The following is a 25,596-nucleotide window of genomic DNA, read 5'->3' as shown; positions in this document are numbered from 1 at the left end:
TACCAAATAACAACAATTTAATATCAACTTGTTAAACAACAAGGAAGGCTAATATGATAGTTGTCGAACTTATCATTGTTTTGCTGGCAATCTTTTTGGGCGCCAGACTTGGGGGCATCGGTATTGGATTCGCAGGTGGGCTGGGTGTTCTGGTACTTGCCGCCATCGGCGTGAAGCCAGGGACAATTCCATTCGATGTCATTTCCATCATCATGGCGGTTATCGCCGCGATCTCTGCTATGCAGGTCGCGGGCGGTCTGGATTATTTGGTAAACCAGACGGAAAAACTGCTGCGTAAGAACCCGAAATACATCACTATCCTCGCACCGATTGTGACCTATTTCCTGACTATTTTTGCTGGTACCGGGAACATTTCCCTGGCAACGCTGCCGGTTATTGCTGAAGTCGCGAAGGAGCAGGGAATCAAACCTTGCCGTCCGCTCTCGACCGCCGTGGTATCCGCGCAGATTGCGATTACCGCCTCGCCGATTTCTGCGGCCGTGGTGTATATGTCTTCTGTTATGGAAGGTCATGGCATTAGCTACATTCACCTGCTGTCCGTGGTTATCCCCTCTACGCTGCTGGCGGTGCTGGTGATGTCCTTCCTGGTCACGATGCTGTTCAACTCCAAACTGTCGGACGACCCGATTTACCGCAAGCGTCTGGAAGAAGGGCTGATTGAACTGCGTGGTGAAAAGCAGATTGAAATCAAACCGATGGCAAAAAATTCCGTCTGGCTGTTCCTGCTGGGCGTTATCTGCGTGGTTGTTTATGCGATTGTCAACAGTCCGAGCCTCGGCCTGGTTGAGAAACCGCTGATGAACACCACCAACGCTATTTTGATCATCATGTTGAGCGTCGCAACGCTGACCACCATCCTGTGTAAAGTGGAAACTGACGCCATCCTCAACTCCAGTACCTTTAAAGCAGGGATGAGCGCCTGTATCTGTATTCTGGGCGTGGCGTGGCTGGGCGATACTTTCGTATCCGCTAACATCGACTGGATCAAAGACACTGCGGGTAGCGTCATCCAGGGTCATCCGTGGCTGCTGGCCGTCATCTTCTTCTTTGCTTCCGCGCTGCTCTACTCTCAGGCGGCAACGGCGAAAGCGCTGATGCCGATGGCGCTGGCGCTGAACGTCTCTCCGCTGACGGCAGTCGCTTCCTTCGCCGCCGTTTCCGGCCTGTTCATTTTGCCGACCTACCCGACTCTGGTTGCGGCGGTACAGATGGATGACACCGGTACAACCCGTATCGGTAAATTCGTCTTTAACCACCCGTTCTTCATCCCAGGCACCCTGGGCGTCGTTCTGGCTGTCTGCTTCGGCTTCCTGCTGGGCAGCTTTATGCTGTAAGTGTTTCACCCGCGGGGCGTATCACGCCCCGCATTCTCCCGCCCTTTGACTAACATCCTGCCCTCGTCCGTTGTATAGTGACCGTTCACTTGCGGGTCTTTTTGTTCTTTCGAGGTGTTTATGCTTGATGTTAAGAGTCAGGATATTTCCATCCCCGAGGCCGTTGTGGTGCTTTGTACCGCCCCGGATGAAGCTACCGCCCAGGATCTGGCCGCCAAAGTGCTGGCGGAAAAACTGGCCGCCTGCGCCACCCTCCTCCCCGGCGCGACATCGCTGTACTACTGGGAAGGCAAACTGGAGCAGGAGTATGAAGTTCAAATGATCTTAAAAACCACCGTTTCACATCAGCAAGCGCTTATCGACTGCCTGAAGTCTCATCACCCGTATCAAACGCCTGAACTTCTGGTTTTACCTGTTACTCACGGAGATACTGATTACCTCTCATGGCTCAACGCATCTTTACGCTGATCCTGCTGCTGTGCAGCACATCCGCCTTCGCCGGATTATTCGACGCGCCGGGTCGCTCGCAGTTCGTCCCGGCAGACCGGGCGTTTGTTTTTGATTTTCAGCAAAATCAACACGATCTTACCCTCTCCTGGCAGGTAAAAGAGGGTTACTACCTTTACCGTAAACAAATCAGTATCACGCCGACGAAAGCGGATATCGCCGCAGTCCAACTCCCGGCAGGCGTCTGGCATGAAGATGAATTCTACGGAAAAAGCGAAATCTACCGTAAGCGGCTAAACGTTCCGGTAACGGTTAACCAAGCGGCGGCTGGCGCGACATTAACGGTAACGTACCAAGGGTGCGCCGATGCGGGATTCTGTTATCCGCCGGAAACGAAAACGGTGCCGCTAAGTGAAGTTGCCGCGGCAATAGACGCCACGCCGACGCCTGCTGTCACCCAGACGGGAGAGACGTCAAAACCCGCCGCCCAGCTACCTTTTTCCGCGCTCTGGGCGCTACTGATCGGCATAGGTATCGCCTTTACGCCCTGCGTTTTACCCATGTATCCGCTGATTTCCGGTATTGTCCTGGGGGGAAGGCAACGTTTGTCGACGGGGCGCGCACTGCTGCTGGCCTTTATCTATGTACAAGGGATGGCGCTGACCTATACCGCACTGGGTCTGGTCGTCGCCGCGGCGGGATTACAGTTTCAGGCGGCGCTGCAGCACCCTTATGTGTTAATCGGCCTTGCCATCGTGTTCACCCTGCTTGCGTTGTCGATGTTTGGCCTGTTTACACTACAGCTCCCCTCCTCACTGCAAACCCGGCTGACATTAATGAGTAATCGTCAGCAAGGCGGTTCGCCCGGCGGTGTTTTTGTTATGGGGGCGATTGCCGGATTAATTTGCTCGCCCTGTACTACAGCGCCGTTAAGCGCGATCCTGCTTTATATCGCTCAGAGCGGCAACATGTGGCTGGGCGGCGGTACGCTGTATTTGTATGCATTAGGTATGGGTCTGCCGCTAATGCTGGTCACCGTGTTTGGCAACCGCCTGCTACCGAAAAGCGGCCCGTGGATGGCGCATGTTAAAACCGCTTTTGGTTTCGTGATCCTCGCGTTACCGGTCTTTTTACTGGAGCGGATTATTGGCGAGGCTTGGGGTTTACGTCTGTGGTCGCTGCTGGGCGTCGCTTTCTTTGGTTGGGCCTTTATCACCAGCCTTCAGGCCAGACGAGCGTGGATGCGTATCGTACAGATTATCCTGCTGGCGGCAGCGCTCATTAGCGTGCGGCCTCTACAGGATTGGGCGTTCGGATCGCCATCCGCGCAAGCTCCAGCGCACCTCAATTTCACGGCTATTTCTACCGTGGACGAACTCAATCAGGCGCTGGCACAGGCCAAAGGCAAACCCGTTATGCTGGATTTCTACGCCGACTGGTGCGTGGCCTGTAAAGAGTTTGAAAAGTATACCTTCAGCGATCCGCGGGTCCAGCAGGCGCTCGGCGACACGGTGCTCTTACAGGCTAACGTCACCGCTAACAATGCGCAGGACGTCGCGCTGTTAAAGCATCTGCAAGTCCTCGGGCTGCCCACCATTCTGTTCTTTAATGCCCAAGGCCAGGAACAGCCGCAATCGCGAGTCACCGGCTTTATGGACGCCGCCACCTTTAGCGCGCATTTGCACGATCGCCAACCGTGAGCGACACTTGCAAAAGCAAAGACGGAGGAGAATACCGTGCAACGTGAAGATATTCTGGGAGAAGCCCTAAAATTACTGGAGACGCAAGGGATAGCCGATACTACGCTGGAAATGGTGGCGGAGCGCGTAAATCGCCCACTCGACACATTACAGCGTTTCTGGCCAGATAAAGAAGCCATTTTATATGACGCGCTACGTTATCTGAGTCAGCAGGTAGATATCTGGCGACGCCAGCTTCTTCTTGATGAGCAGCTTTCTGCTGAACAAAAGCTGCTGGCACGCTACAGCGCGCTCTCGGAATGTGTCAGTAATAACCGTTATCCTGGTTGCTTGTTCATTGCCGCCTGTACGTTTTATCCCGATCCAACCCATCCTATTCACCAACTGGCTAATCAACAAAAACGCGCGGCACATGATTTTACCCATGAACTACTGACCACGCTGGAAATTGACGATCCGGCGATGGTTGCAAGGCAGATGGAGCTGGTGCTGGAAGGTTGTCTCAGCCGAATGCTGGTCAACCGCAGTCAGGCTGATGTAGATACCGCTCAGCGGTTGGCGGAAGATATTCTGCGTTTTGCACAGTGCCGTCAGGGTGGAGCGCTCACCTGACGGGTACTGATTTTATGCATTTTGCCTGAAAAGCAGGCAGTCAGCGCGCTTTTATCACTTTTTTCGTGTAAAGCCGTTGACGACCGCGCCCCTTTACGGTTTAATGCGCCCCGTTGCCCGGATAGCTCAGTCGGTAGAGCAGGGGATTGAAAATCCCCGTGTCCTTGGTTCGATTCCGAGTCCGGGCACCACTTATTCAGAAAACCCAGCCTATGGCTGGGTTTTTGCTTTTCTGGGAATGGAAATCCGTAGCCCCCATCTCTGGCCTGACTAGCTATAACGAGAAGGCCAGATTTTCTCTGGCGCAACGCCCAGCGCTTCGTCGATCAGCCGCTCACCTTTGGGCCAAGGTCAAAAGCTTACTTAGCTACAGGGAGATTATTACCAGTAATAACGCCTATCACTTCATCTGACGGTTCGCTAACCCCGACAAGTGAGTCCAATATCTCCGCCATGAACTTTTTCATCACTGAAAACAATAATCCCTTCGCCAGTTTTGGCATTTTTTCTTTGTCGGCTTCTTTATTCTTAAATACTGTTTCCGACTCTTGTTCATAATCATAAATTAATACTCAGCACATCATGACTGATGGTAGTTACCGGGGTAACAGAGCACATAGTTTAAAATACTTATTCATAGTTTGTTATTACGGAAAGATTTTAACCTAATGCGTGTCAGTCAGGCACGCAGATAAAAAACAACCGGGGAGAAAATTTAAACAAAATGCTGTTAGCCGGAAGTACCGGTATTGTTCTGTTGTCCGCTGCAGTCAGTCCGGTATGGACAGACGATAATGCCAGTACAGCGTCCTGCTTTTTTACCTGTATGTTGAATAACCATTGCAATAAATCATTATAGGATTACATCTGTTTATTATTGCCTGATCCGGAGTGAGTCTTTATGAAAAGTCGTTATTTAGTATTTTTTCTACCACTGATCGTAGCTAAATATACATCAGCAGAAACAGTGCAACCCTTTCATTCTCCTGAAGAATCAGTGAACAGTCAGTTCTACTTACCACCACCGCCAGGTAATGATGATCCGGCTTTCCGCTATGATAAGGAGGCTTATTTCAAGGGCTATGCGATAAAGGGTTCCCCACGATGGAAACAAGCTGCTGAGGATGCAGATGTAAGCGTGGAAAATATAGCCAGAATATTCTCGCCAGTAGTGGGTGCTAAAATTAATCCCAAAGATACGCCTGAAACCTGGAATATGTTACAGAATCTTCTGAAAATGGGCGGCTACTACGCTACTGCTTCGGCAAAAAAATATTATATGCGTACTCGCCCCTTTGTCTTATTTAATCATTCCACCTGCCGTCCTGAAGATGAGAATACTTTGCGAAAAGATGGCTCTTACCCTTCCGGGCATACTGCTTATGGTACACTTCTGGCATTAGTATTATCCCAGGCCAGACCGGAACGCGCGCAGGAGCTCGCCAGACGAGGATGGGAGTTCGGGCAAAGCAGAGTGATATGTGGTGCTCACTGGCAAAGTGATGTTGATGCTGGCCGTTATGTGGGAGCAGTAGAGTTTGCAAGGCTGCAAACAATCCCGGCTTTTCAGAAGTCACTGGCAAAAGTCCGTGAGGAGCTGAACGACAAAAATAATTTATTGAGTAAAGAAGATCACCCCAAACTTAATTACTGAAGGTGAAAGTCTTCCCGCAAACTGGACACAGCAAATGAAAGGAAGTGCAACTGCGTAGGGGCGACCGGGCGTGAGACTGTAATTAAAATTGTGTAAGTGCCTGTTTTTGATATGTTCACTCCAACAACAGAGACAGGCAATTATGGACGAAAAGAAACTTAAAGCCCTTGCGGCTGAAGTGGCTGAAGGCCTTAAAACCGAAGCCGATCTCCATGCTTTTTCCCGCATGTTGACGAAGCTTACCGTCGAAAAAGCGCTCAATGCGGAGCTGGCTGACCACCCCGGGTATGAGAAAAATGCGCCCAAAACAGGCTCAAACACCCGCAATGGCTACTCGTCAAAAACGGTGTTATGCAATAACAGCGAGATCGAACTGAACACGCCGCGTGACCGTGAAAATACCTTCGAACCACAGCTGATTAAGAAGCACCAGACGCGCATTACGCAGATGGACAGACAGATTTTATCCCTCTGCGCCAAAGGCATGACTACCCGCGAAATCGTTGCCACCTTCAAAGAAATGTACGACTCCGATGTGTCGCCAACGCTGATATCTAAAGTCACCGACGCCGTAAAAGAGCAGGTCACTGAGTGGCAAAACCGACAAATGGATACGCTGTATCCCTTTGTTTATATGGACTGTATGTTGTCAAAGTTCATCAGAATGGCAGTGTGATAAACAAAGCAGTTTTCCCTGCGCTGGGGATCAATACCGAAGGTCAGAAAGCGTTGCCGGCATGTGGCTGTCCGGAAATGAAGGCACAAAGTTCTGGCTAAGCGTGCTGACGGAGCTGAAAAAGCGGGGCCTTCAGGACATCCTGATTGCCTGTGTGGACGGTCTGAAGGGCTTCCCGGATGCGATAAACAGCGTCTTCCCGAAATATCCGCAAATCAGCAAAAGCTGGCGTGTGCACTGGGAAAACCTCAATACGCTCTTCAGTTATCCGCCGGATATCCGCAAGACCATCTACCATCTACACTACAAACGCAGTCGAATCCCTGAACAGTGTGATCCGTGCCGCGATTAAGAAACGCAAAGTGTTCCCGGCGGATGACTCGGTACGAAAGGTTATTTATCTGGCAATCAAGGAGGCATCAAAAAGATGTAGTATGCCGATCCAGAACTGGCGGCTGGCGATGAGTCGCTTTATTATCGAGTTCGGTGACCGCCTGAGCAATCACCTTTAATATATTAGCAGTTACATAGAATTACTGACAGGCTCAAAAAAAGAGACCAGATTTCAGTCTCTTTTTTATCACTCATAATAATAGTCAGTTATTTTCTTTTATTTAGCTCTTCCATAAAATTTACCCAATTTTTATATTGATAATCAAGATTGCGAATCTCGTCTGAGATGGTTGATTGCTGCTGTATGAGACCACGTTTCTTTGCTATCAACTCTTGTAAACCATCATCGAGCGCCTTCATTTTCGCTTTTATCTTCTCATTAATTTCATTATATTTTACGGAGTATTCTTCTTTATGTTTTTCTAATACAGCACGTTTCTCCGCCCTTATGTCATCAAAATCACTCAACCTGTAATTCTTTAATTTTTCCCGGCGAGCCTTCATTGCTGGGTCGAAAACTTCAGCATTGTACTTCTTCTCAAAATAATAAGGAGCATTTTCTTTATTAAAGAGTTCCAGCTCTTTATTCAAATCACGCTGAACAAAATAACGGCTTTGTGTTTTTCCATCTTCCCCTTTCCCCCAATACTCATCGATTTCTTTATTAATAACTAATATATTAGTTTTAACTTTTGCGATATCATTATTTAATTCGTTTAGTTTTGATTTCTTCCTGGCATATTCATCTTTAATTGCATTTATTTTATCATCAAAACCTGCTCCATCCATGATGATATATTTACCGTCAGTTTCAACATTAGGAATTGGATTGCCTTTTGGTGTTTCTGACATTTGTAATGAAGAAAATATTGTTTTCCATCCAGTATCTTTATTACCAAGACTGTTCAAAGTTGCTGAGAATTTAATATCTTTGCCTTTATCCCACGATTTTTGAACAACAATATAATCAGTTAACGAGGCAACTGGCGTATACAGATCGTAGCCAGTAGAAAGTAAGCCATCAGCAGCATATGTTCTCTTATTTCCATCAACCGATGTTTCCTTGATATCAATTGAATCAAGGATAAGACGCCCATGAAATTGATTACTAAATTGTTCTTTCAAGACTTTCTCTGTAGGGGTGTTATCGTCACCGCATCCGCTAATTAATAGCGAAACCAATAAACCACACAAAAATTTTCCATTCATAACATTCATCCCAGAAATTAATAATATGCAATAAAATCATTTCAGCATCACACAACGAGTTAGCAAATTCAATATTTAATGATGTGTTATTTTTATTATAATACTGTGTCTTTATTTTTAAACCACCAGGACTCGCTATCTTAATGAAAGACAATACCTCTAATAAATCAGATAGTTGGAAAGCAATTTTTTAATGGGCTGGCTGAAGCCATTAAAATGATTTTTTCAATCATCCTTACTGTAGCCGGAGGTAAAGCTGTTACTTCAACTGACGATGAAGAACAACAGGCAGACTACAGAAATGGACTGATCCTACCCGCGTAATATGGACACAACCCTAAGCAAGGTTCTGGTTTTCAAATTGTTCCGGACTGAGACTGCCACAGGCACTGTGACGACGCCATTGATTGTAATCACACTCGATATCATTAAACACTGCTGTCCGCATTATTTCCCAGCTGGCAAAGCCCTCTCCGTGGATACATTCCACCTTCAGCGTGTGAAAGAAGCTTTCTGCACAGGCATTGTCATAACAACAGCCTCTGGTGCTCATACTCCCCCGCAGATTATGTCGTTTCAGTAAGCGCTGCTAATCCGTTGAATAGTACTGACCACCTCTGTCTGTATGCACGCTGACTTTCCCAGTCGTTTACGCCGCCATTGCACCATCTGTAACGCATCGCAGGCTGGCCGCCACGGTTTTTATGTTATACATCCGTCAGGCGTGGCGCACCATAGCGCTGTTTGCGTCACTGAATGCCTCCCGGGCGACGTTATCACAGACAAGGCGGAACTGCTGACGCTGGTTTATCTGATGACGACGCTGATGCCAGACGTACCAGCCACTACGGGCAACCTGAAGTACACGGCACATGGCTTTGATACTGAATTCAGCCTGATGTTTTTCGATGAAGACATACTTCATTTCAGGCGCTTCGCGAAGTATGCCGCGGCCTTCTGGAGAATGGCCAGTTCCTCATCCCCTTCTGCCAGTGGACGTTTTAGATGGGCGATCTCTGCGGGCATCGCCTGTTCGCGGTCAGAAGAAGAGAGCTGATTTTGCTGTTTGCTTCGTCAGTTGTAGAGCAGTGATTCATACAGGCTAAGCTCGCGGGCGGCAGCGGCCCCCCCAATGCGTTCAGCCAGTTTCAGGGCTTCCTGCGAAATTCAGGCGTGTGCTGCTTGCGTGGCTTTTTGGTGGTTGATGCTGGTTTTTTCATATGAGTCACCTCTTGCTTGAGAGTTTACTCACTTAGTCACGTGACCACTATTGCTGGGTAAGATCAAAGAACCTCAATAACGTGTTACACCGTTTTTCATAAAGCCAACCATACGATTGAATGTTTCCCCTCCCCTCAAACTTCCGGATATCGCTACACCGTCTACCCGCCGCAGTATATATTTACCGCGTTGTATGCCTTTCCTGGCCGAGAGCGTTAATATTTACATCCAGGATAAACCTTATCACAAATTAACATCAGATCTTATACCTCATGCTAACTACCTCCATGAAATTAAAGAGCTATTCTCTAAAAGATTAAAGGCAATTATTACTTAATTCAAATTTTAAAGAGATAAATTGATAATAACATGAGCCAATTCTTGTAAATTTCCATCTTTTTTTTATACGCGACATAGTTTTTTAACGATACTATAATATGTAGAAATGCAATATAAAATAGCATTTCCCATAGAAAATGAAAAGATCGCCACCTGATACCTTAAGTTCGCAAATAATTATATAGCTATATATTAGTTTTCTTTTGAAATATTTTTCAGAATAATTTTTGATTTACACGCACATTTAATAAAAGGAAATTATCATGCTAAAAGTATTTAATCCCTCACCTGTCCAGGTGGGGAGCATTGAATGTTTACAATCAGCGCAAAACTGGCAGAGGAAATCCTTATCACTTCAGGGATTAAATTTACTGCAGTCCGTACTCATCAAGCTCACCACGGGTAAAATTTCAATTACGACATCGTCCGGGGAGTATATTACGGCATCAGGGCCAATGTTAATATTTTTAGCTAAAGATCAAACTATTCATATCACTATGGAAGAGACTCATGAACAGTTAAATTATAATTTAATTGAATTAGATTCTGCGTCAATAAAAAATGCTTATAATTTTTTTCTGTATGAACATGCAGACTTTTCGGCCCCATTAACAAAACCGACGACAAAACATCTGTTAGCGCCAATAGAAACAGGCGTAGCAAGAGTATTCAACCTTTTACACTCTTCAAATAAAAGCCAGAAATTATCCCAAGATAAAAAGGAATACTTAATAAGATTTCTACTTTCAGAGTTCATCTATGAACCTGAAGCATTTGCCCTCTTTAGAGAACTATCGCAAAATACATTAGCCGAAAATATCTATAATATTATTATAAGCGACATAAGTCGAAAATGGGCGCTCAAGGATATTTCTGACTCACTCTATATGAGTTGTTCCACATTAAAAAGGAAATTGAAACAAGAGAACACCTCATTCAGCGAAGTTTACCTTAATGCGCGAATGAATAAAGCGACAAAACTTCTACGCAATAGTGAATATAATATTACTCGAGTGGCTTATATGTGTGGTTATGATAGTGCTTCTTATTTTACATGCGTTTTTAAAAAACATTTCAAAACTACACCATCGGAATTTTTAGCGTTTTTATCTTCCTCTCGTCATCAATATGTTAATTGAGATATCTGACAATGCAGTATAAGAACAAAGCAAAACATATTAATATAAGAGATGGGATTCTGTTGCTCGCTAAAAAATTCGACCTAACATTGAGCGAAAAAAAAGTTATTTATTACGTGGCAGCAGGATTATCTGTTAAAAGTTGCTCAAATTTATTAGATCGAAATATAAAAACGATTTCAACACAAAAGAGATCAGCCTATAAAAAAATGGATATTACTACTGATGTTGAATTAATCCATTTGATGTTGAATGAGTTTTACATATCAGTCGATATTACGTAATTTTTCCTAAAATGTTGGTAGAGTGGTAGGCAAGGCAACTCTGGATATCATCTTCAGAGATCGTTCCGCAAACGCTATGGATAATTCTTCGCTGTCTATCGGCTGGCTGACGATAGACTCTACACCGCCAGTACGTTCCATGGAGGATAATAGTGATATCGGCGCCGGAGGCGATAATATCACTAACATCAATACACCGACCTTTATCGGGTCGCTTAGAAGCTCACGCAACAATTAAGCTGACTATGGATACACAACCGTCCGCCGAACCAACGTTGGGATCGACTGTTAGCAGTCTGGATAACACCGTCACCCTTAAGGGAGTCGTGGAGGCGCATCAGGATATTCAGGTGAAGGTCACGGTCAACGATACGGACTATACCGCCAGTGGAACATTTACAGGCACATCGCCGACGAAAAACCCGGTTAACAAGAGTTCCGGCGTAGATGAAATGATTTCGCTTAGCGAGGCGACATGGCATTCGGTAAGTGTTGATGAAGAAAATCATGCCTGATAACTAAACATCACCATGCGAGGTCTCTTCGGAGGCCTGCTGAAAAAACAGAATAATATTCATTGTCTGTTAATTATTACAGAGAGAGTTAATTTATAAAAAAAAGCGGCAGACTACGCTGCCGCAAATATGAGGAGGACAATTACCGTTACGCTACACCACAAAGTAATCCGTTACTGAGGTAAGTAAAACATAAATATCCCCAACAATGAATCAACGAATCAAACAATCGTCAAATCATGGTATTAATAACCTTGTTCTGTTTTAGCATACTGTGACAGTAAAAATAGATTTTAGTCATTCTGTATATCACACGAAAATTTATAAAACAGATTTGGTTCACTCACAATATACAAATTATTTTCATTATCCATGGCAATCCCTTCTGGCTGGGGGATATCGTCTCTGAGCCCTGACCACTCCGCCGTCAGGAACAATCGATCGCGCACCCGCCACTCGGAACTGACCTCAAGAATCATTTTTGACTCGTCCGACAACACCAGCAGCGAATCCGTTGGGGCATGGTATTCAAGTCCGGAGACATCGCTCACACTCGCAGTGATGGCAGAAGGCAACGCTCTGGTGATACCATTTTTGCTCATCTCTACTTCTTTGATCATAATGGGTTTTCTTTCTTTTGCGGCATATAATCTCTCATTTTTCGCATCCCATGCCGTACCTTCCAGCCCTTTATTTTTTGCTTTGTCATAGCCCTCAAGCTTCACCATGGAGATTATCTGCATGGTGCCGCGCTGAATATCCACCTGTGTTTTATAGACCGCGCCATCTTTCTCACTGCCTATCTGGAACTGGTTGCCCCCACTCCATGCAATAGACTCCGGGTCGTGGATGCCCTGCAGCGGCATCCGTCCTACCAGCTGCCCTTCTGTCGTTAACCAGACCAGTTCAGGGGGATTATTAATAACGGCGAAAAGCATCCTGTCTTCGGCGGAGTAGGTCAAACCTGAAAGGTTACTCTTAACTCCTGCGACTGGTTTTTGCTGAATAACCGCTTTATAGCTACTCAGTGCCAGCGCCGAGGGTTTATCACCATATTTGAGGATCAGTTGATAAACATAGCGTATATCGTCCCTGACCATAAATAAAATCACGCCCAAGAGTACAACCACAATAACGCGTTTTAGTAATCTCATAAAAAATCCATAGCAGATCGCGTCACGACTGATGTCGTAACGCATTTCTTAAAAATAAAGCCGATGTCCGATAGAATCGTTATTCGGTTATGGCGAGCGCCATTAGCATAGGCAAAATGAAATAGTGAGGGTTATCACAAAAAGCCCGATTTTAATCACTAACGTACCCTTTTTGTAAATTGACATAATCAAGAGGAGGGTAGTTTCGGCTAATTATTTAAATAGTACGTCTGCAAATTCGCCCCTGTATGCAGGGCAAATGACAAAAAGTGATAATTAATGAGATGTAACACCGCAATTTGATCTGCTATTGCTGCTCCCACTTCTATTCAACCGGGCAGCAAAAAAATGAAACTCAACCTTATTACCGTCAGCCTGGCTACGCTCGTTGCCGCTGGCGCATTCCCGGCCCATGCCGGTCCTCAGGCGCATGTCGTGTGCGGCTATCACCACACGCTGGGCGATGACGCGATTATGATGTTTGGTAAAGCGAATCAGGCGATGTGGCATGACTTTTTTGGCAACACCCACACCGATGCGGTCTCTACCTACCAGACGTTGCGCGCGCAACCCGATACCACCTGTGATAATAAAGCCGACAGCTCCGCTTACTGGGCGCCGTCCATGAAATTACCTGATGGTGAAATCGTAAATCCGGCCTACCAAAAGACCTATTATCAATCCACAAATGTAGCGCAATATCCGCTCCATCCATTCCCGGCCGGGCTGGAGTTACTGGCAGGCGATCATCACGGTACTGGCCCCAGTTCCGCAATCACCTTTTTATGTGCCAACGGCAAAGGTTACACCAACAAGGTAGGCGAAATATGCGGCCTGCGTAAAGCGGGCGATGCCGTCCAGTTTAATATCGGGATCGCTTTCCCCAACTGTTGGGATGGCGTCAACCTGAAACCAACCCATAGCCACAATAACGCTATCTATGCCGACCACGGGAAATGTTCCGCAGACTATCCGGTCAAAATCCCGACGGTTAATATGAACATCGCCTGGGTACTCCCGCAGATCTCCTCGCTGGATACGTCCAAAGTAGAATTGTCGATGGACCCGGTAATGCATGGCGAAACCCGGGAAGAGCGCTGGGGAAGTCTTTATACCGCCCATGCCGATTTTATGAATGGCTGGACGGAAGATGGCGCGCAGTTTATGACGGATCTGTGTATGAATCAGGGACTGGATTGCGGCACTACGGTTCCTTACGCCTACAGTAAAGCGGAAGAAAATACCTGGGTAAGCAGCGAAGACGACAAGCCTCATGCCAGCGTCGATACCTTGTACGTACAGGATGACTGGACAAATGGCGGACGCACGCAGCACCCGGAAACGCTCACGCTGGTGAAATTTAAGATCCCGCCCCTGCCTGGCAATATGGACGCTTCGCTATTCAAATACCGTATTCGCCTTTTTGGCGGCAAAACGGAAGCGAACGGCGCCGATCAAATTTTCTTTTACCCGACCAGCAGTGACTGGCACGTCAGTACCGTGTCCTGGAACAATAAACCGGCGATCAACTACCGTTCCGATGCCGTGTTATATCTGGACCATTCACATGAGTATCGCATGGTTGATGTCGATAAAGCGGTGCGCAAAGCGCTGGCGGAAGGGAAAACGGAAATATCCTGGTATATCGGCGGCGACCGTCAGGGAAATCACTACGACTTCACGCCAGCGGACTCAAAACAGAGCCTGGTGCTGATGCTGACCGGTTTCAAAAAGACGCCGGAGCTGTAATAGTAAACTGTGCCCGCTGACGCAACAGCGGGCACAATGGCGGCACAAGTATTACGGCACGTCATCAAAACCTGACCAATACCTCAGAAAAACAACCGTTTATTCTCAAGCTGTAGTCCCTGTTGCTGCTGAACATCCTGCAGATAACAGGTCGCTACGACGGCAAGCCGGGCATAGAAGGCGCTAACGGTATTGCGTTGCAGCAATTCCAGATAGCGGAATCCCCAGGGCAGCAGATGCGCCTGCAGTAACCGGTTGGCCGCCACGTTGTCGCCTCGTGCCAGCAGATCGCTACAGGCCAATAGCATCAGGCCAAACTGATCTTCCGGCTCGCGTTCACGGTCAGTGAATACCATGCCCTGCGACTGTAAAAAAGCTCGATAATCGGCGGTAGTTTCCCCCATCAACAAATTATCTTTTTCCAGATAGACCGATCCCCAGGGTGGGACGGGCATCTTTCCCTGGCCTTCAAACAACACAGAAAATTGCCATGTAAGCGCATCATCATCCGGTAGCGACCATGACGCACACAGTGATTCAATATGTCCGCGATCGCGCCAGGGGTAAAGCTCAGGCAACGTTGGCAAACAATCGAACAACGCTTTCACCTCCGGCCTCTCAGGGGAGTAGTAAAACAGTGCGCCGAGGATACGCGGCAAAACAGCACGGGTAGGCATAGCAATAGCTCCTGAAATATCTCGCCTGATGACGCTACGCTGATCAGGCTTACATGGCACAAGCCGGGCAAAAACTACATTGGCAGCGTCCACAGATTGTAAAACGCAATCCTACCCGCCAACTCCGCCGCGATAACCACCACAGCCGTCATGGCCAGCACAGTAGCACTCGATTTCAGGCGCGCGCAGACCACCACCCCGACCACACCCGCCGCCAGCAATATCGCCTGGGCGGTAAACCAGCTATGTTGCGCGGCGGTCAGAGCGCTATCGGCGCTCATCAGCGTCGCCATATAGCCCGGGCGCAGACAAAAGCTCACCAAAATCGCCAACACGCTGACCAGTAGCCCCAGACGGCGCACGCCAAACAATGCCGCCAACGCGCCACCGCCAATCAACGGCGTCAATATCATCATTGCCGTGGTGTAAGATGAACGCCAGGTCGCCACCGTCGGCAGTTGGTAAATCTGCGGAACGGCGTATAAGAAGACAACTCCGACTATCGCCGCCAACCATACCAACGCGTTACACAGCGGCGTCGCCCGGTTCAGCAACAAACCGAGCGCCCCCAGCCCGCCGAGCGCCGCAAAAGCCGCCGACAAGACAATCTCGTTACTCATCGGCGAATGTCCGACGCGCAGCAGCATATTCAGCGCACGCAGCGGTTGCCCGACGTGGAAGGTGCCGACAATGACGCCAAGCCCAAACAGGCACATCACCGAGAACAGACCAATAGCCTTGCGCCGCGGCGCGACCAGCCCCATTGCGCCGCCAATCAGCAGCAGAATAAACGCGCCGACCGCGCTCTGGGTAAAGACCGTAAAAAAGACCAGCGGTAACTCATGCATGGCGCACCTCCCGAATGTTCATGATTGCGCCTTCCGTATCGCCCGTGGGTCTCGCTTTCGGATGCGGTTTAATAATGAGGTTAGGATGGGTGAACGACGCCGAAGGCAGCGGCGCGATTTGATTCTCCGTGCCATATTTTGCCCGTAATTCATCGACAGGGCCGAAATCCAGCGCTCGCTGCGGGCAAGAATCCACACAAATAGGGCGCAGATTGTTCTCCAGTCGGTCAAGACAACCGTCGCATTTACGCATCACGTTTGCTTGCGTATCAAACTGCGGCGCGCCGTAGGGGCAGCGCATTTCACAATAGCGACAGCCGACGCATACGCTGTCATCCACCACGACCAGACCATCTTCTTTGCGTTTATGCATCGCCCCGGTCGGACAGCCGGAGACACATACCGGCTCATCGCAATGGTTACAAGCAATAGAGAGGTAGTAGGTAAAGGTGTCGTGATGCCAGCTTTCCCCCTCTTTCACCCAGCTTCCGCCGCCATATTCATAGACGCGGCGCAGTTTCGGACCGACATCCAGATCTTTATTATCCTTGCAGCTTACCTGGCAGGTTTTACAGCCTGAACAGCGCGAGGAGTCAACATAAAAGCCATACTGTTTCATCGTACATCACTCCTTAAGCGCGTTTAATTTCAACCAGATTGGTATGCTGCGGATTGCCTTTCGCCAACGGCGAAGGGTGGTGGCTGGTCAGCGTATTGATACAGCCGCCGACATCAACGCCGTTGCCGTCAAGCCGCGTCCACGCGCCCTGCGGCATCGCCGCCACGCCGGGTAAAATGCGCTGGGTCACTTTACAGGGAAGCTCCACCACGCCGCGGTCATTGAATACATGCACCCGATCGCCGGACTTCAATTGGCGAGCGCTGGCGTCAATCGGGTTAATCCAGACTTCATCCGGCACCGCCTCATGCAGCATCAGCACATTGCTGTAGGTCGAGTGGGTATGCCCTTTGGTATGGAAGCCGCTTAACTGCAACGGATACTTCGCCGTCAGCGCTTTGTTAAGATGCGACTCTTTCGCCGGACAAAATTCCGGCAATGCGGGAATTCGCTCGCCTTCTGGCAACGTCCACGCTTGCGCCAGATCCGCCAGCGCCTGGGAGTAAATTTCAATTTTGCCCGACGGTGTGGAGAGTGGATTAGCCTCGGCGTCGGCGCGGAAATCGGCAAACGCAAGGCTCTGCTGCTCGGTAGCGATACGCTGGTCAATCACGCCCATCTCTTTCGCCACGCTCCACTCCGGCAGGTATGGACGTTTTTCACGGATCTGCTGATAGTGCATCTCCGCCCACTGCGCCTGAGTTCGGCCCTCGGTATATTGCTCGCGCAGTCCAAGATGCCCGGCGATATCCGCGCAGATGTCATACGTGCTGCGCACTTCCCACATCGGTTTAACGGTTTTCTGAATCGCAATCATATAGTTATGCGATCCCGCCGCATAGGAGCTGTCCACCAGGTCTTCCGCCTCAAGATAGCTGGTCTCCGGCAACAGCAGGTCCGCATACATCGCGCTGGGCGTCATATGGTTTTCAATCACGATAATGGTTTCACACAGCGATTCATCCGCGAGAATTTGTCGGGTGCGGTTCGTTTCGCCGTGCTGATTCAGCAAGGTATTACCGGCCTGGTTGAAAAACAGCTTAATCCCGGTTTTTAGCCTGTCCGCGCCTTTCACCCCCATTGTCGTCGCGGTCATTTTCTCCGGATGCTGAATGGCGTCCGTCCACAGATAGCAAGGAATAGAGGTTGTGATCGGATTCTTACCGACAGGCAACAATGGCACGCCATACGGCGTACCGTAAGGCCAGTTGCCATTGTTGGTGCCGGGCCGCCCGAAGTGGCCTGTTAACGCTGGCAGCGTCTGAATAGCACGCACGGTTTGTTCGCCGTTGGCATGACGCTGCGGCCCCCAGCCCTGGCAAATATAGCAGGCGCGCGCCGAGGCGATTTCGCGCGCCAGTTGGCGAATACGCGTTGCCGGAATACCGGTGATATCCGCCGCCCATTCCGGGGTTTTCGCGATACCGTCATCGCCCGTGCCAAGAACATAATCTTTATAGCTGGCGTTAGGCGCAGCCGTGTCCGGCAAGGTGCTACGGTCATAACCGACGCAATAGCGGTTTACCAGCGCCTCGTCGAGAAGCTGTTCGGTAATCAGCGTATGCGCTATGCCGGCGACTAACGCAGCGTCCGTGGTTGGGCGAATCGGTAGCCATTCGGCGTGTTCGGTAATCACCGAATCGGTATAGCGCGGATCGATAATAATGACTCGGGCTTTCGAGGTTTCCAGCGCCCGGCGCAGCTCTTCAACCTGACCGCCGCCGGACATCCGCGTTTCTGAGAGATTCAGGCCAAATAGCACCACCAGATCGGAATGCGCGATCTGCGTAAAATGGCTACCGACATAGGTACCATGCATATAGGGCGTTGCCGTCGCGATTTGCGCGGTCGAGTAGGTATTATGGTAATTTAAATAACCGCCGGTGAGATTTAGTAATCTTATCCAGGCGGGTCTACCCTGCGTGTGATAATACGCGCCGGATTGATAATTATAATAAATAGCTTCCCGGCCATATTTTTCGCTAACGCGCGTTAATTCCGCCGCAATAAAGGCCGTGGCCTCATCCCATGAAATACGTTTAAATTTTCCTTCGCCGCGTTTTCCCACTCTTTTCATCGGATACTTAATGCGATCCGGGCTATAGACCCGCCAGCGACTGGAACGCCCGCGCAGGCAGGGACGAATCTGATGCTCGCCGAATACCGCGTCATCTTTCGCGTCTTCCGGTTCAATACGCACAATGCGATCATTTTTCACGATAACCTTAAGCGGGCATCGGCTGCCACAGTTGACCAGACAGGCGCTGTGCCTGACGGTTTCGCCGTTGGCATCCTTCGGTATCGGGGTATCCTGCGCCTGGGCAGTGGTAGCAAAAGGCAGCGTAATCGCCTGACTTAGCGTCACCGCCGCCCCTACTTTTGCAGTAGCGACAATAGCATCACGTCGGGTTATGGTTGTGTTCAGCCATTTTTTTATTTCCATTTTTTATTTCTCACATTGCTTCCATAATTATTAATAATATGTAATGAAAACTAATCATAATAGATTAAATATTAGCGCTGATTGATTGTGATCAAACGCATTCTGAACGTCAGTAAAAATAAAATGTGATACCGCATACGTTATTATAAAAATTAATGAAAAATTATTTTATGTAATTCTGATGAAAATAAATTACCCATCACGGTATCCGGCGATATTAATTAACGACATGAGCAGGTAGCGCCCCCTGCAAGGCAAGACGGGCTTTTCAACACTGGAGCAACATCGCCTATGCCTTTGAATTAGACGCCTCATCAGGGATAATAACCTTACGATTCGTCCGCTCAGGTCCACTATGAAACACTCCCTGCCATGCCGGGCGTTACGCAAACGCCCCATGAAACTCGGCACTACCGTCATTCTGATGGTCAGCGCCGTTTTGTTTTCGGTGCTCGTTGTGGTCCATCTGATCTATTTTTCGCAAATCAGCAGCATGACGCGCGACGCGCTGGCAGATAAAGCGCTGGCGGTGGCTCGCTCGCTGGCGGACTCTCCGGCAATTCGCGAGGGGCTGAAAAAACCGCCTGCGGAAAGCGGCATTCAGCCGCTCGCCGAAGCGGTGAGCCAGCATAATGGCTTTTTGTTTATTGTGGTGACCAATATGCAGGGCATCCGTTATTCGCACCCAGAAACGCAGCGAATCGGCCAACCGTTCAAAGGCGATGATATTCTGCTCGCGCTGCAGGGAAAGGAAAACGTTGCCATTAATCGCGGCTTTCTTGCCAAAGCGCTGCGCGTTTTCACACCGGTTTATGATGAACGCCACCGGCAGATCGGCGTGGTAGCGATTGGCCTGGAACTCAGTCACGTTACGCAGCAGATCAACAATAGCCGCGGCAGTATTATCTGGTCCATTCTGTTCGGCGCTCTGGTGGGGTTATTAGGCACGTATGCGCTGGTCAAGGTGCTGAAACGTATCCTGTTTGGCCTCGAACCCTATGAGATCTCAACCCTGTTTGAACAACGCCAGGCGATGCTGCAGTCAATCAAAGAGGGCGTTATCGCCGTGGATGATAGCGGCGAAGTCACGTTGATTAACCATGCGGCGCAGGCGCTGCTTGATTATCGAAAAACGCAGGATGACGCCAGATTATCCACCCTGAGCCATGCCTGGTCGCAGGTAGTGGACATTAGCGAAGTGTTGCGTGACGGTACGCCGCGCCGCGATGAAGAGATCATCGTCAAAGGCCGCCTGCTGCTGGTGAATACCGTTCCGGTGCGCAGCAACGGCGAAATTATCGGCGCGATATCCACCTTCAGGGATAAAACAGAAGTTCGCCAACTGATGCAGCGGTTGGACGGGATGGTGAACTACGCGGATGCGCTCCGTGAACGATCCCACGAATTCATGAACAAATTACATGTGATTCTGGGATTATTGCACCTGAAGAGTTATAAGCAGCTTGAAGCGTATATTATCAAGACGGCCAATAACTATCAGGAAGAGATCGGTTTGCTGCTGGGTAAAATAAAGTCGCCGATTATCGCTGGCTTTTTGCTCAGTAAGATTACTCGTGCCTCTGATTTCGGGCACAGCCTGGTGATAAGCAGCGACAGCCAGTTACCGGATAATAACAATGAAGATCAGGTTACGGTGCTGATTACGGCGCTGGGTAATTTGATTGAAAACGCTCTGGAAGCGTTGAGCCAGGAATCCGGCGGCGAAATCAGCGTCTCGTTACACTACCGTCATGGCTGGCTGCATTGCGAAGTGAGCGATGACGGTCCGGGTATCGAACCTGAGCGCATCGAGGCGATTTTTGAAAAAGGCGTCTCGTCGAAAGGCGCCGAACGCGGCGTCGGTTTAGCGCTGGTTAAACAGCAGGTTGAAGCACTTGGCGGCGTAATTTCCGTGGAGTCCGAGCCTGGGATCTTCACACAATTTTTTGTACAGTTACCCTGGGATGGAAAAAGGACCAGCCTATGATCAATGTATTAATTGTCGATGACGATGCGATGGTCGCGGAGTTAAATCGCCGCTATGTCGCGCAAATCTCCGGTTTTCATTGTTGTGGAACCGCTTCGACGCTGGAAAAAGCGAAAGAGTTTATCTTCAACAGTGAAAATCACATTGACCTAATCCTGCTGGATATCTATATGCAGCAGGAAAACGGATTGGATCTGCTGCCTGTCCTGCACAGCGCAGGCTGCAAAAGCGACGTTATTGTCATTTCTTCTGCCGCTGACGCCGCCACCATTAAAGATTCGCTTCACTACGGCGTGGTGGATTATCTGATCAAGCCTTTTCAGGCCACGCGCTTTGAAGAAGCGTTGACCGGCTGGCTACGTAAGAAAACGGCGATGGAAAAACGCCAGTATTACGAACAGTCTGAGCTTGACCTGCTCATTCACGGTAATTCATCCAGCGAGCAGGAGCCTCGTCGGCTACCAAAAGGGCTGACGCAGCAAACGCTACGCACCTTATGTCAGTGGATTGATGCGCATCAGGAGCAGGAATTTTCTACCGACGAGTTGGCCAACGAAGTGAATATCTCGCGCGTCTCCTGCCGTAAATATCTCATCTGGCTGGTGAATTGCCATATCTTGTTTACCAGTATTCATTACGGCGTGACCGGCAGGCCGGTTTACCGCTACCGCGTTCAGCCGGAACATTACTCTTTACTGAAACAATATTGTCAGTAAGGATACCGCATAAAGCCGACGCGAAGCGTTATATCCTGGTAACATTTATTATAACAATGCCAATAAAAACGCTATCACATTAATAACAAACCTGGGAAATTGTGTCAGATCAAATATACTCACCCCAGGCCTGTTAACGTTATTTTCTATTATTACAGCGCTCTGCGCTGTTTTTAATTTCAAAACGCTAACAAAAGTTAATTAAGTATTATCCCATGCCGAGAGTGTGTATTTTTATTAAAAAAGGGATTTGTCCGGAATTTTCCTGACACTTAAATAAAATTATGTTTGTAGCAATGGAGCTTGTGCTACGCCTATGGACAATACGTATATTGGTGAGCAGATACGCGTCTCCACACGCCATACTAATAATTTAAAAAAATGGCGTGACAATGATCACATAAGTCACATTCTGTTCGATTTATCTCGTGATTTACCTGATGGCGAGACACAAAAATTAAATAATAAACGCCTGTTTTTAAAACAGACAAATCATAATTTACTGCTCTCGCTGACTCCACCTGCCCATCGCCAGAGGGTACGCCCCTCTGAACATCACTATCGCAAGAAAATAATTACTTAAAGCAACTCTGTAAAAAGCTTAATCGTTAATCGTCGCCACTGGCGCATTGAATATTCGCCATTTCCTGATGCTCATTCACACAAATCAGAAGATGGCTGTGATCCATTTATCAAAATTGACTGGGTTTATCGCGAGGATAAATAAAAATGTTATTTAGTATACAGCTTCTCATAATATTAATATGTCTGTTTTATGGTGCCCGAAAGGGCGGGATCGCGCTCGGGTTGTTGGGCGGTATCGGTCTGGTCATTCTGGTGTTTGTTTTCCATCTCCAGCCAGGTAAACCGCCCGTTGACGTAATGCTGGTCATTATCGCGGTAGTCGCCGCGTCGGCAACGTTGCAGGCGTCAGGCGGACTGGATGTGATGTTGCAGATTGCCGAAAAGCTGCTGCGCCGCAACCCCAAATACGTCTCTATTGTGGCGCCGTTCGTCACCTGTACCCTGACGATTCTGTGTGGGACAGGCCACGTGGTCTACACCATTTTGCCGATTATCTATGACGTGGCGATCAAGAATAATATCCGTCCGGAACGTCCAATGGCGGCCAGTTCTATCGGCGCGCAAATGGGCATCATCGCTAGTCCGGTTTCCGTCGCCGTGGTTTCTCTGGTAGCGATGCTGGGCAACGTGACATTTGACGGAAAACATCTGGAGTTCCTCGATCTGCTGTCGATCACCATCCCGTCTACCCTGCTCGGTATCCTGGCAATCGGTATTTTTAGTTGGTTCCGCGGTAAAGATCTGGATAAAGACGAAGCGTTTCAGAAATTTATTTCCGTACCGGAAAACCGTCAGTACGTGTACGGCGATACCGCGACGCTGCTGGATAAAAAACTGCCGAAAAGCAACTGGCTGGCGATGTGGATCTTCCTGGCGGCGATTGCCGTGGTCGCTCTCCTGGGCGCGGACTCCGACTTACGTCCAACCTTCGGCGGCAAACCGTTGTCGATGGTGCTGGTCATTCAGATGTTCATGCTGCTGACCGGGGCGCTCATTATCATCCTGACCAAAACCAATCCTGCGTCTATCTCAAAAAACGAAGTTTTTCGTTCCGGTATGATTGCGATTGTCGCGGTATACGGGATCGCCTGGATGGCGGAAACCATGTTCGGCGCGCATATGTCGGAAATTCAGGGCGTGCTGGGCGAAATGGTCAAAGAGTATCCGTGGGCCTATGCCATCGTTCTGCTTCTGGTCTCCAAGTTTGTTAACTCCCAGGCGGCGGCGCTGGCGGCGATTGTTCCCGTCGCGCTGGCTATCGGTGTCGATCCGGCGTATATCGTGGCCTCTGCGCCGGCATGTTATGGCTACTATATCCTGCCGACCTACCCAAGCGATCTGGCGGCGATTCAGTTTGACCGTTCCGGCACAACCCGTATTGGCCGCTTCGTCATTAACCACAGCTTCATTCTGCCGGGTTTGATTGGCGTGAGCGTCTCCTGCGTCTTTGGCTGGATCTTTGCCGCAATGTACGGATTCCTGTAATGGCCGCGCGCGCCGCCCGGTTATGCGCGGCGCGCGACTTAGAGCCTGGCCCGTGAGGCTCTTAATACATTTTCTTACTATTAGGCTGGAAGCACATGTCGAAAAAAGAGTTTATCTATCAGGCGCCTTTCCCGATGGGAGAGGACAAAACAGAGTATTATCTGCTCACCTCCGATTATGTCAGCGTCAGTGAATTCAATGGAGAATCTATCCTCAACGTTGAGCCGCAGGCGTTAACATTGCTGGCTCAGCAAGCCTTCCATGATGCGTCTTTTATGCTCCGTCCTGAACACCAGCAGCAAGTCGCCGCCATTCTCCATGACCCCGAAGCCAGCGAAAACGACAAATATGTGGCGTTGCAATTCCTGAGAAACTCCGAAATCGCCGCCAAAGGCGTTCTGCCGACCTGCCAGGATACCGGCACGGCGATTATCATGGGTAAAAAAGGCCAACGCGTCTGGACGGGCGGCGGCGATGAAGCCGCGCTCTCCAAAGGCGTGTTTAATACCTATATCGAAGATAACCTGCGCTACTCGCAGAACGCGCCGCTGGATATGTACAAAGAGGTCAATACCGGCAGCAACCTGCCAGCGCAAATCGATCTCTATGCCGTCGACGGCGACGAGTACAAGTTCCTTTGCGTGGCGAAAGGCGGCGGTTCAGCAAACAAAACGTATCTCTATCAGGAGACCAAAGCGCTGCTCACCCCAGGCAAGCTGAAAAACTTCCTCGTTGAGAAAATGCGCACGCTGGGCACCGCGGCCTGTCCGCCATACCATATCGCCTTTGTCATTGGCGGCACCTCGGCGGAAAGCACGCTGAAAACCGTTAAACTCGCCAGCACCCACTATTACGACGCGCTGCCGACGGAAGGTAACGAGCACGGCCAGGCATTCCGCGATCTCCACCTGGAACAGGAACTGCTGGAAGAAGCGCAAAAACTTGGCCTCGGCGCCCAGTTCGGCGGGAAATATTTCGCCCACGATATTCGCGTAATTCGCCTGCCGCGTCACGGCGCTTCCTGTCCGGTGGGGATGGGCGTCTCCTGCTCGGCAGACCGTAACATCAAAGCGAAAATCAACCGCGAAGGCATCTGGATCGAAAAACTGGAACACAATCCGGGCCAGTATATTCCGCCAGCACTGCGTCAGGCGGGCGAAGGCGACGCGGTAAAAGTCGATCTCAACCGTCCGATGAAAGAGATCCTCGCCCAGCTATCGCAGTACCCGGTCTCGACTCGCCTGTCGCTGACGGGCACCATTATCGTAGGTCGCGATATCGCCCACGCGAAGCTAAAAGAGCGTATTGAATCCGGCGAAGACCTGCCGCAGTATATTAAAGACCATCCCATCTATTACGCAGGTCCGGCAAAAACCCCGGCAGGTTATCCATCTGGCTCATTAGGCCCCACCACCGCAGGCCGAATGGACTCTTATGTCGATCTACTGCAATCCCACGGCGGCAGTATGATCATGCTGGCGAAAGGCAACCGTAGTCAGCAGGTCACGGATGCCTGTAAAAAACATGGCGGCTTTTATTTGGGCAGTATCGGCGGCCCGGCGGCGGTACTGGCACAGCAGAGCATTAAGCATCTGGAGTGTGTCGAATATCCGGAACTCGGCATGGAAGCTATCTGGAAAATTGAAGTAGAAGATTTCCCGGCCTTTATCCTGGTGGATGACAAAGGCAACGATTTCTTCCAGCAGATTGTCAGCAAACAGTGCGCTAACTGCGCGAAATAACCTGGCAGGCCCGGCGTTCTCCCGGGCCGCGTTATCGGTTAATTGCC

Annotated in this window: 22 protein-coding genes, 1 tRNA gene and 3 pseudogenes; 18 read left to right on the top strand and 8 right to left on the bottom strand. The window is 49.3% G+C overall.

Features of this window, described 5'->3' with window-relative positions:
• Positions 1-53: 53 nt before the first annotated feature.
• The 5 genes from dcuA to ACLJTG_RS14785 all read left to right on the top strand — a co-directional run bounded on the left by dcuA (position 54) and on the right by ACLJTG_RS14785 (position 4,305).
• Positions 54-1,355 (top strand): anaerobic C4-dicarboxylate transporter DcuA, encoded by a 1,302-nt coding sequence (dcuA, locus tag ACLJTG_RS14805; RefSeq protein WP_000637595.1) that lies wholly within the window; start codon positions 54-56, stop codon positions 1,353-1,355.
• A 120-nt stretch (positions 1,356-1,475) separates the two neighbouring features.
• Positions 1,476-1,823, top strand: a complete 348-nt coding sequence (cutA, locus tag ACLJTG_RS14800; protein WP_000887832.1) for a divalent cation tolerance protein CutA — start codon at positions 1,476-1,478, stop codon at positions 1,821-1,823.
• Positions 1,799-3,502, top strand: a complete 1,704-nt coding sequence (locus ACLJTG_RS14795) for a protein-disulfide reductase DsbD (protein ID WP_000068893.1) — start codon at positions 1,799-1,801, stop codon at positions 3,500-3,502. Before cutA ends, ACLJTG_RS14795 begins: the two co-directional genes overlap by 25 nt.
• Before the next feature lie 36 nt (positions 3,503-3,538).
• On the top strand, positions 3,539-4,114 hold the full coding sequence (locus ACLJTG_RS14790; protein WP_020839678.1) for a transcriptional regulator: 576 nt from the start codon (positions 3,539-3,541) through the stop codon (positions 4,112-4,114).
• A gap of 115 nt (positions 4,115-4,229) precedes the next feature.
• Positions 4,230-4,305, top strand: a tRNA-Phe gene (locus tag ACLJTG_RS14785).
• Positions 4,306-4,384: 79 nt separating this feature from the next.
• Here ACLJTG_RS14785 and ACLJTG_RS14780 read toward each other — a convergent pair.
• Positions 4,385-4,462, bottom strand: a pseudogene (locus ACLJTG_RS14780) (helix-turn-helix domain-containing protein); the annotation flags it as partial.
• A 553-nt stretch (positions 4,463-5,015) separates the two neighbouring features.
• Here ACLJTG_RS14780 and ACLJTG_RS14775 point away from each other — a divergent pair.
• Positions 5,016-5,768, top strand: a complete 753-nt coding sequence (locus tag ACLJTG_RS14775; protein ID WP_045900437.1) for a non-specific acid phosphatase — start codon at positions 5,016-5,018, stop codon at positions 5,766-5,768.
• Positions 5,769-5,910: 142 nt separating this feature from the next.
• Positions 5,911-6,956, top strand: a pseudogene (locus tag ACLJTG_RS14770) (IS256 family transposase).
• An 88-nt stretch (positions 6,957-7,044) separates the two neighbouring features.
• On the opposite strand, the gene ACLJTG_RS14765 reads toward ACLJTG_RS14770, so the two are convergent.
• Together ACLJTG_RS14765 and ACLJTG_RS14760 are read right to left on the bottom strand one after the other, a co-directional pair.
• Entirely contained in the window at positions 7,045-8,046 is a 1,002-nt protein-coding gene (locus ACLJTG_RS14765) for a DUF1202 family protein (protein WP_022544691.1), read from the bottom strand.
• A 337-nt stretch (positions 8,047-8,383) separates the two neighbouring features.
• Positions 8,384-9,266, bottom strand: a pseudogene (locus tag ACLJTG_RS14760) (IS3 family transposase).
• Positions 9,267-9,382: 116 nt separating this feature from the next.
• On the opposite strand from ACLJTG_RS14760, the gene ACLJTG_RS14755 reads away from it, so the two are divergent.
• The 5 genes from ACLJTG_RS14755 (at position 9,383) to ACLJTG_RS14735 (ending at position 11,544) form a co-directional block, all read left to right on the top strand.
• Entirely contained in the window at positions 9,383-9,604 is a 222-nt protein-coding gene (locus ACLJTG_RS14755) for a hypothetical protein (RefSeq protein WP_021001044.1), read from the top strand.
• Positions 9,605-9,869: 265 nt separating this feature from the next.
• Complete coding sequence (locus tag ACLJTG_RS14750) at positions 9,870-10,745, top strand: AraC family transcriptional regulator (RefSeq protein ID WP_000921676.1); 876 nt, start codon at positions 9,870-9,872, stop codon at positions 10,743-10,745.
• A complete protein-coding gene (gene rtsB, locus ACLJTG_RS14745; RefSeq protein WP_001269916.1) occupies positions 10,742-11,029 on the top strand; it encodes a transcriptional regulator RtsB in 288 nt (95 codons plus the stop codon). The genes ACLJTG_RS14750 and rtsB overlap by 4 nt, the downstream gene beginning before the upstream one ends.
• 22 nt (positions 11,030-11,051) lie before the next feature.
• The gene (locus tag ACLJTG_RS14740; RefSeq protein WP_001595136.1) at positions 11,052-11,267 is read left to right on the top strand and encodes a hypothetical protein; all 216 of its coding nucleotides are present in this window, start codon (positions 11,052-11,054) and stop codon (positions 11,265-11,267) included.
• Between the two features lie 7 nt (positions 11,268-11,274).
• On the top strand, positions 11,275-11,544 hold the full coding sequence (locus ACLJTG_RS14735; protein ID WP_010989096.1) for a hypothetical protein: 270 nt from the start codon (positions 11,275-11,277) through the stop codon (positions 11,542-11,544).
• 293 nt (positions 11,545-11,837) lie between these two features.
• Here the strand turns inward: ACLJTG_RS14735 and ACLJTG_RS14730 are convergent, their stop codons facing one another.
• Complete coding sequence (locus tag ACLJTG_RS14730; RefSeq protein WP_001268200.1) at positions 11,838-12,743, bottom strand: SdiA-regulated domain-containing protein; 906 nt, start codon at positions 12,741-12,743, stop codon at positions 11,838-11,840.
• 303 nt (positions 12,744-13,046) lie between these two features.
• Here ACLJTG_RS14730 and ACLJTG_RS14725 point away from each other — a divergent pair, with 303 nt between their 5' ends.
• On the top strand, positions 13,047-14,447 hold the full coding sequence (locus ACLJTG_RS14725; RefSeq protein WP_020839689.1) for a DUF1996 domain-containing protein: 1,401 nt from the start codon (positions 13,047-13,049) through the stop codon (positions 14,445-14,447).
• Between the two features lie 83 nt (positions 14,448-14,530).
• Here the strand turns inward: ACLJTG_RS14725 and ACLJTG_RS14720 are convergent, their stop codons facing one another.
• The 4 genes from ACLJTG_RS14720 to ACLJTG_RS14705 all read right to left on the bottom strand — a co-directional run bounded on the left by ACLJTG_RS14720 (position 14,531) and on the right by ACLJTG_RS14705 (position 19,034).
• The gene (locus ACLJTG_RS14720) at positions 14,531-15,124 is read right to left on the bottom strand and encodes a molecular chaperone (RefSeq protein ID WP_020839690.1); all 594 of its coding nucleotides are present in this window, start codon (positions 15,122-15,124) and stop codon (positions 14,531-14,533) included.
• A gap of 74 nt (positions 15,125-15,198) precedes the next feature.
• Complete coding sequence (locus ACLJTG_RS14715) at positions 15,199-15,972, bottom strand: dimethyl sulfoxide reductase anchor subunit family protein (protein ID WP_020839691.1); 774 nt, start codon at positions 15,970-15,972, stop codon at positions 15,199-15,201.
• Positions 15,965-16,591 (bottom strand): DMSO/selenate family reductase complex B subunit, encoded by a 627-nt coding sequence (locus ACLJTG_RS14710; RefSeq protein WP_000816143.1) that lies wholly within the window; start codon positions 16,589-16,591, stop codon positions 15,965-15,967. The genes ACLJTG_RS14715 and ACLJTG_RS14710 overlap by 8 nt, the downstream gene beginning before the upstream one ends.
• A 13-nt stretch (positions 16,592-16,604) precedes the next feature.
• Entirely contained in the window at positions 16,605-19,034 is a 2,430-nt protein-coding gene (locus tag ACLJTG_RS14705) for a DMSO/selenate family reductase complex A subunit (RefSeq protein WP_021001041.1), read from the bottom strand.
• 355 nt (positions 19,035-19,389) lie between these two features.
• On the opposite strand from ACLJTG_RS14705, the gene ACLJTG_RS14700 reads away from it, so the two are divergent.
• The 5 genes from ACLJTG_RS14700 to fumA all read left to right on the top strand — a co-directional run bounded on the left by ACLJTG_RS14700 (position 19,390) and on the right by fumA (position 25,549).
• On the top strand, positions 19,390-21,021 hold the full coding sequence (locus ACLJTG_RS14700; RefSeq protein ID WP_000682894.1) for a sensor histidine kinase: 1,632 nt from the start codon (positions 19,390-19,392) through the stop codon (positions 21,019-21,021).
• On the top strand, positions 21,018-21,737 hold the full coding sequence (dcuR, locus tag ACLJTG_RS14695; protein ID WP_000611307.1) for a two-component system response regulator DcuR: 720 nt from the start codon (positions 21,018-21,020) through the stop codon (positions 21,735-21,737). The genes ACLJTG_RS14700 and dcuR overlap by 4 nt, the downstream gene beginning before the upstream one ends.
• 316 nt (positions 21,738-22,053) lie before the next feature.
• Positions 22,054-22,320 carry a hypothetical protein gene (locus tag ACLJTG_RS14690; protein ID WP_001576548.1) on the top strand — a complete coding sequence of 89 codons (267 nt, stop codon included), beginning with the start codon at positions 22,054-22,056 and terminating at the stop codon, positions 22,318-22,320.
• Between the two features lie 146 nt (positions 22,321-22,466).
• Complete coding sequence (gene dcuB / locus ACLJTG_RS14685; protein ID WP_000899149.1) at positions 22,467-23,807, top strand: anaerobic C4-dicarboxylate transporter DcuB; 1,341 nt, start codon at positions 22,467-22,469, stop codon at positions 23,805-23,807.
• A 95-nt stretch (positions 23,808-23,902) separates the two neighbouring features.
• On the top strand, positions 23,903-25,549 hold the full coding sequence (gene fumA / locus ACLJTG_RS14680; RefSeq protein ID WP_000037202.1) for a class I fumarate hydratase FumA: 1,647 nt from the start codon (positions 23,903-23,905) through the stop codon (positions 25,547-25,549).
• Positions 25,550-25,596 lie beyond the last annotated feature (47 nt).

The sequence above is a fragment of the Salmonella sp. SAL00672 genome (assembly GCF_046552175.1).
Taxonomy (GTDB): Bacteria; Pseudomonadota; Gammaproteobacteria; order Enterobacterales; family Enterobacteriaceae; genus Salmonella; species Salmonella enterica.
This window is presented reverse-complemented; position numbering and strand designations above follow the sequence as displayed.

Coding starts and splice junctions, on each gene's coding strand:
- ACLJTG_RS14705 (WP_021001041.1), bottom strand. CDS start 19,034: ATGGAAATAAAAAAATGGCTGAACACAACCATAACCCGACGTGATGCT.
- cutA (WP_000887832.1), top strand. CDS start 1,476: ATGCTTGATGTTAAGAGTCAGGATATTTCCATCCCCGAGGCCGTTGTG.
- dcuA (WP_000637595.1), top strand. CDS start 54: ATGATAGTTGTCGAACTTATCATTGTTTTGCTGGCAATCTTTTTGGGC.
- ACLJTG_RS14775 (WP_045900437.1), top strand. CDS start 5,016: ATGAAAAGTCGTTATTTAGTATTTTTTCTACCACTGATCGTAGCTAAA.
- ACLJTG_RS14735 (WP_010989096.1), top strand. CDS start 11,275: ATGGATACACAACCGTCCGCCGAACCAACGTTGGGATCGACTGTTAGC.
- ACLJTG_RS14730 (WP_001268200.1), bottom strand. CDS start 12,743: ATGCGTTACGACATCAGTCGTGACGCGATCTGCTATGGATTTTTTATG.
- ACLJTG_RS14690 (WP_001576548.1), top strand. CDS start 22,054: ATGGACAATACGTATATTGGTGAGCAGATACGCGTCTCCACACGCCAT.
- fumA (WP_000037202.1), top strand. CDS start 23,903: ATGTCGAAAAAAGAGTTTATCTATCAGGCGCCTTTCCCGATGGGAGAG.
- ACLJTG_RS14715 (WP_020839691.1), bottom strand. CDS start 15,972: ATGCATGAGTTACCGCTGGTCTTTTTTACGGTCTTTACCCAGAGCGCG.
- ACLJTG_RS14700 (WP_000682894.1), top strand. CDS start 19,390: ATGAAACACTCCCTGCCATGCCGGGCGTTACGCAAACGCCCCATGAAA.
- ACLJTG_RS14795 (WP_000068893.1), top strand. CDS start 1,799: ATGGCTCAACGCATCTTTACGCTGATCCTGCTGCTGTGCAGCACATCC.
- ACLJTG_RS14720 (WP_020839690.1), bottom strand. CDS start 15,124: ATGCCTACCCGTGCTGTTTTGCCGCGTATCCTCGGCGCACTGTTTTAC.
- ACLJTG_RS14750 (WP_000921676.1), top strand. CDS start 9,870: ATGCTAAAAGTATTTAATCCCTCACCTGTCCAGGTGGGGAGCATTGAA.
- dcuB (WP_000899149.1), top strand. CDS start 22,467: ATGTTATTTAGTATACAGCTTCTCATAATATTAATATGTCTGTTTTAT.
- ACLJTG_RS14710 (WP_000816143.1), bottom strand. CDS start 16,591: ATGAAACAGTATGGCTTTTATGTTGACTCCTCGCGCTGTTCAGGCTGT.
- dcuR (WP_000611307.1), top strand. CDS start 21,018: ATGATCAATGTATTAATTGTCGATGACGATGCGATGGTCGCGGAGTTA.
- ACLJTG_RS14765 (WP_022544691.1), bottom strand. CDS start 8,046: ATGAATGGAAAATTTTTGTGTGGTTTATTGGTTTCGCTATTAATTAGC.
- ACLJTG_RS14725 (WP_020839689.1), top strand. CDS start 13,047: ATGAAACTCAACCTTATTACCGTCAGCCTGGCTACGCTCGTTGCCGCT.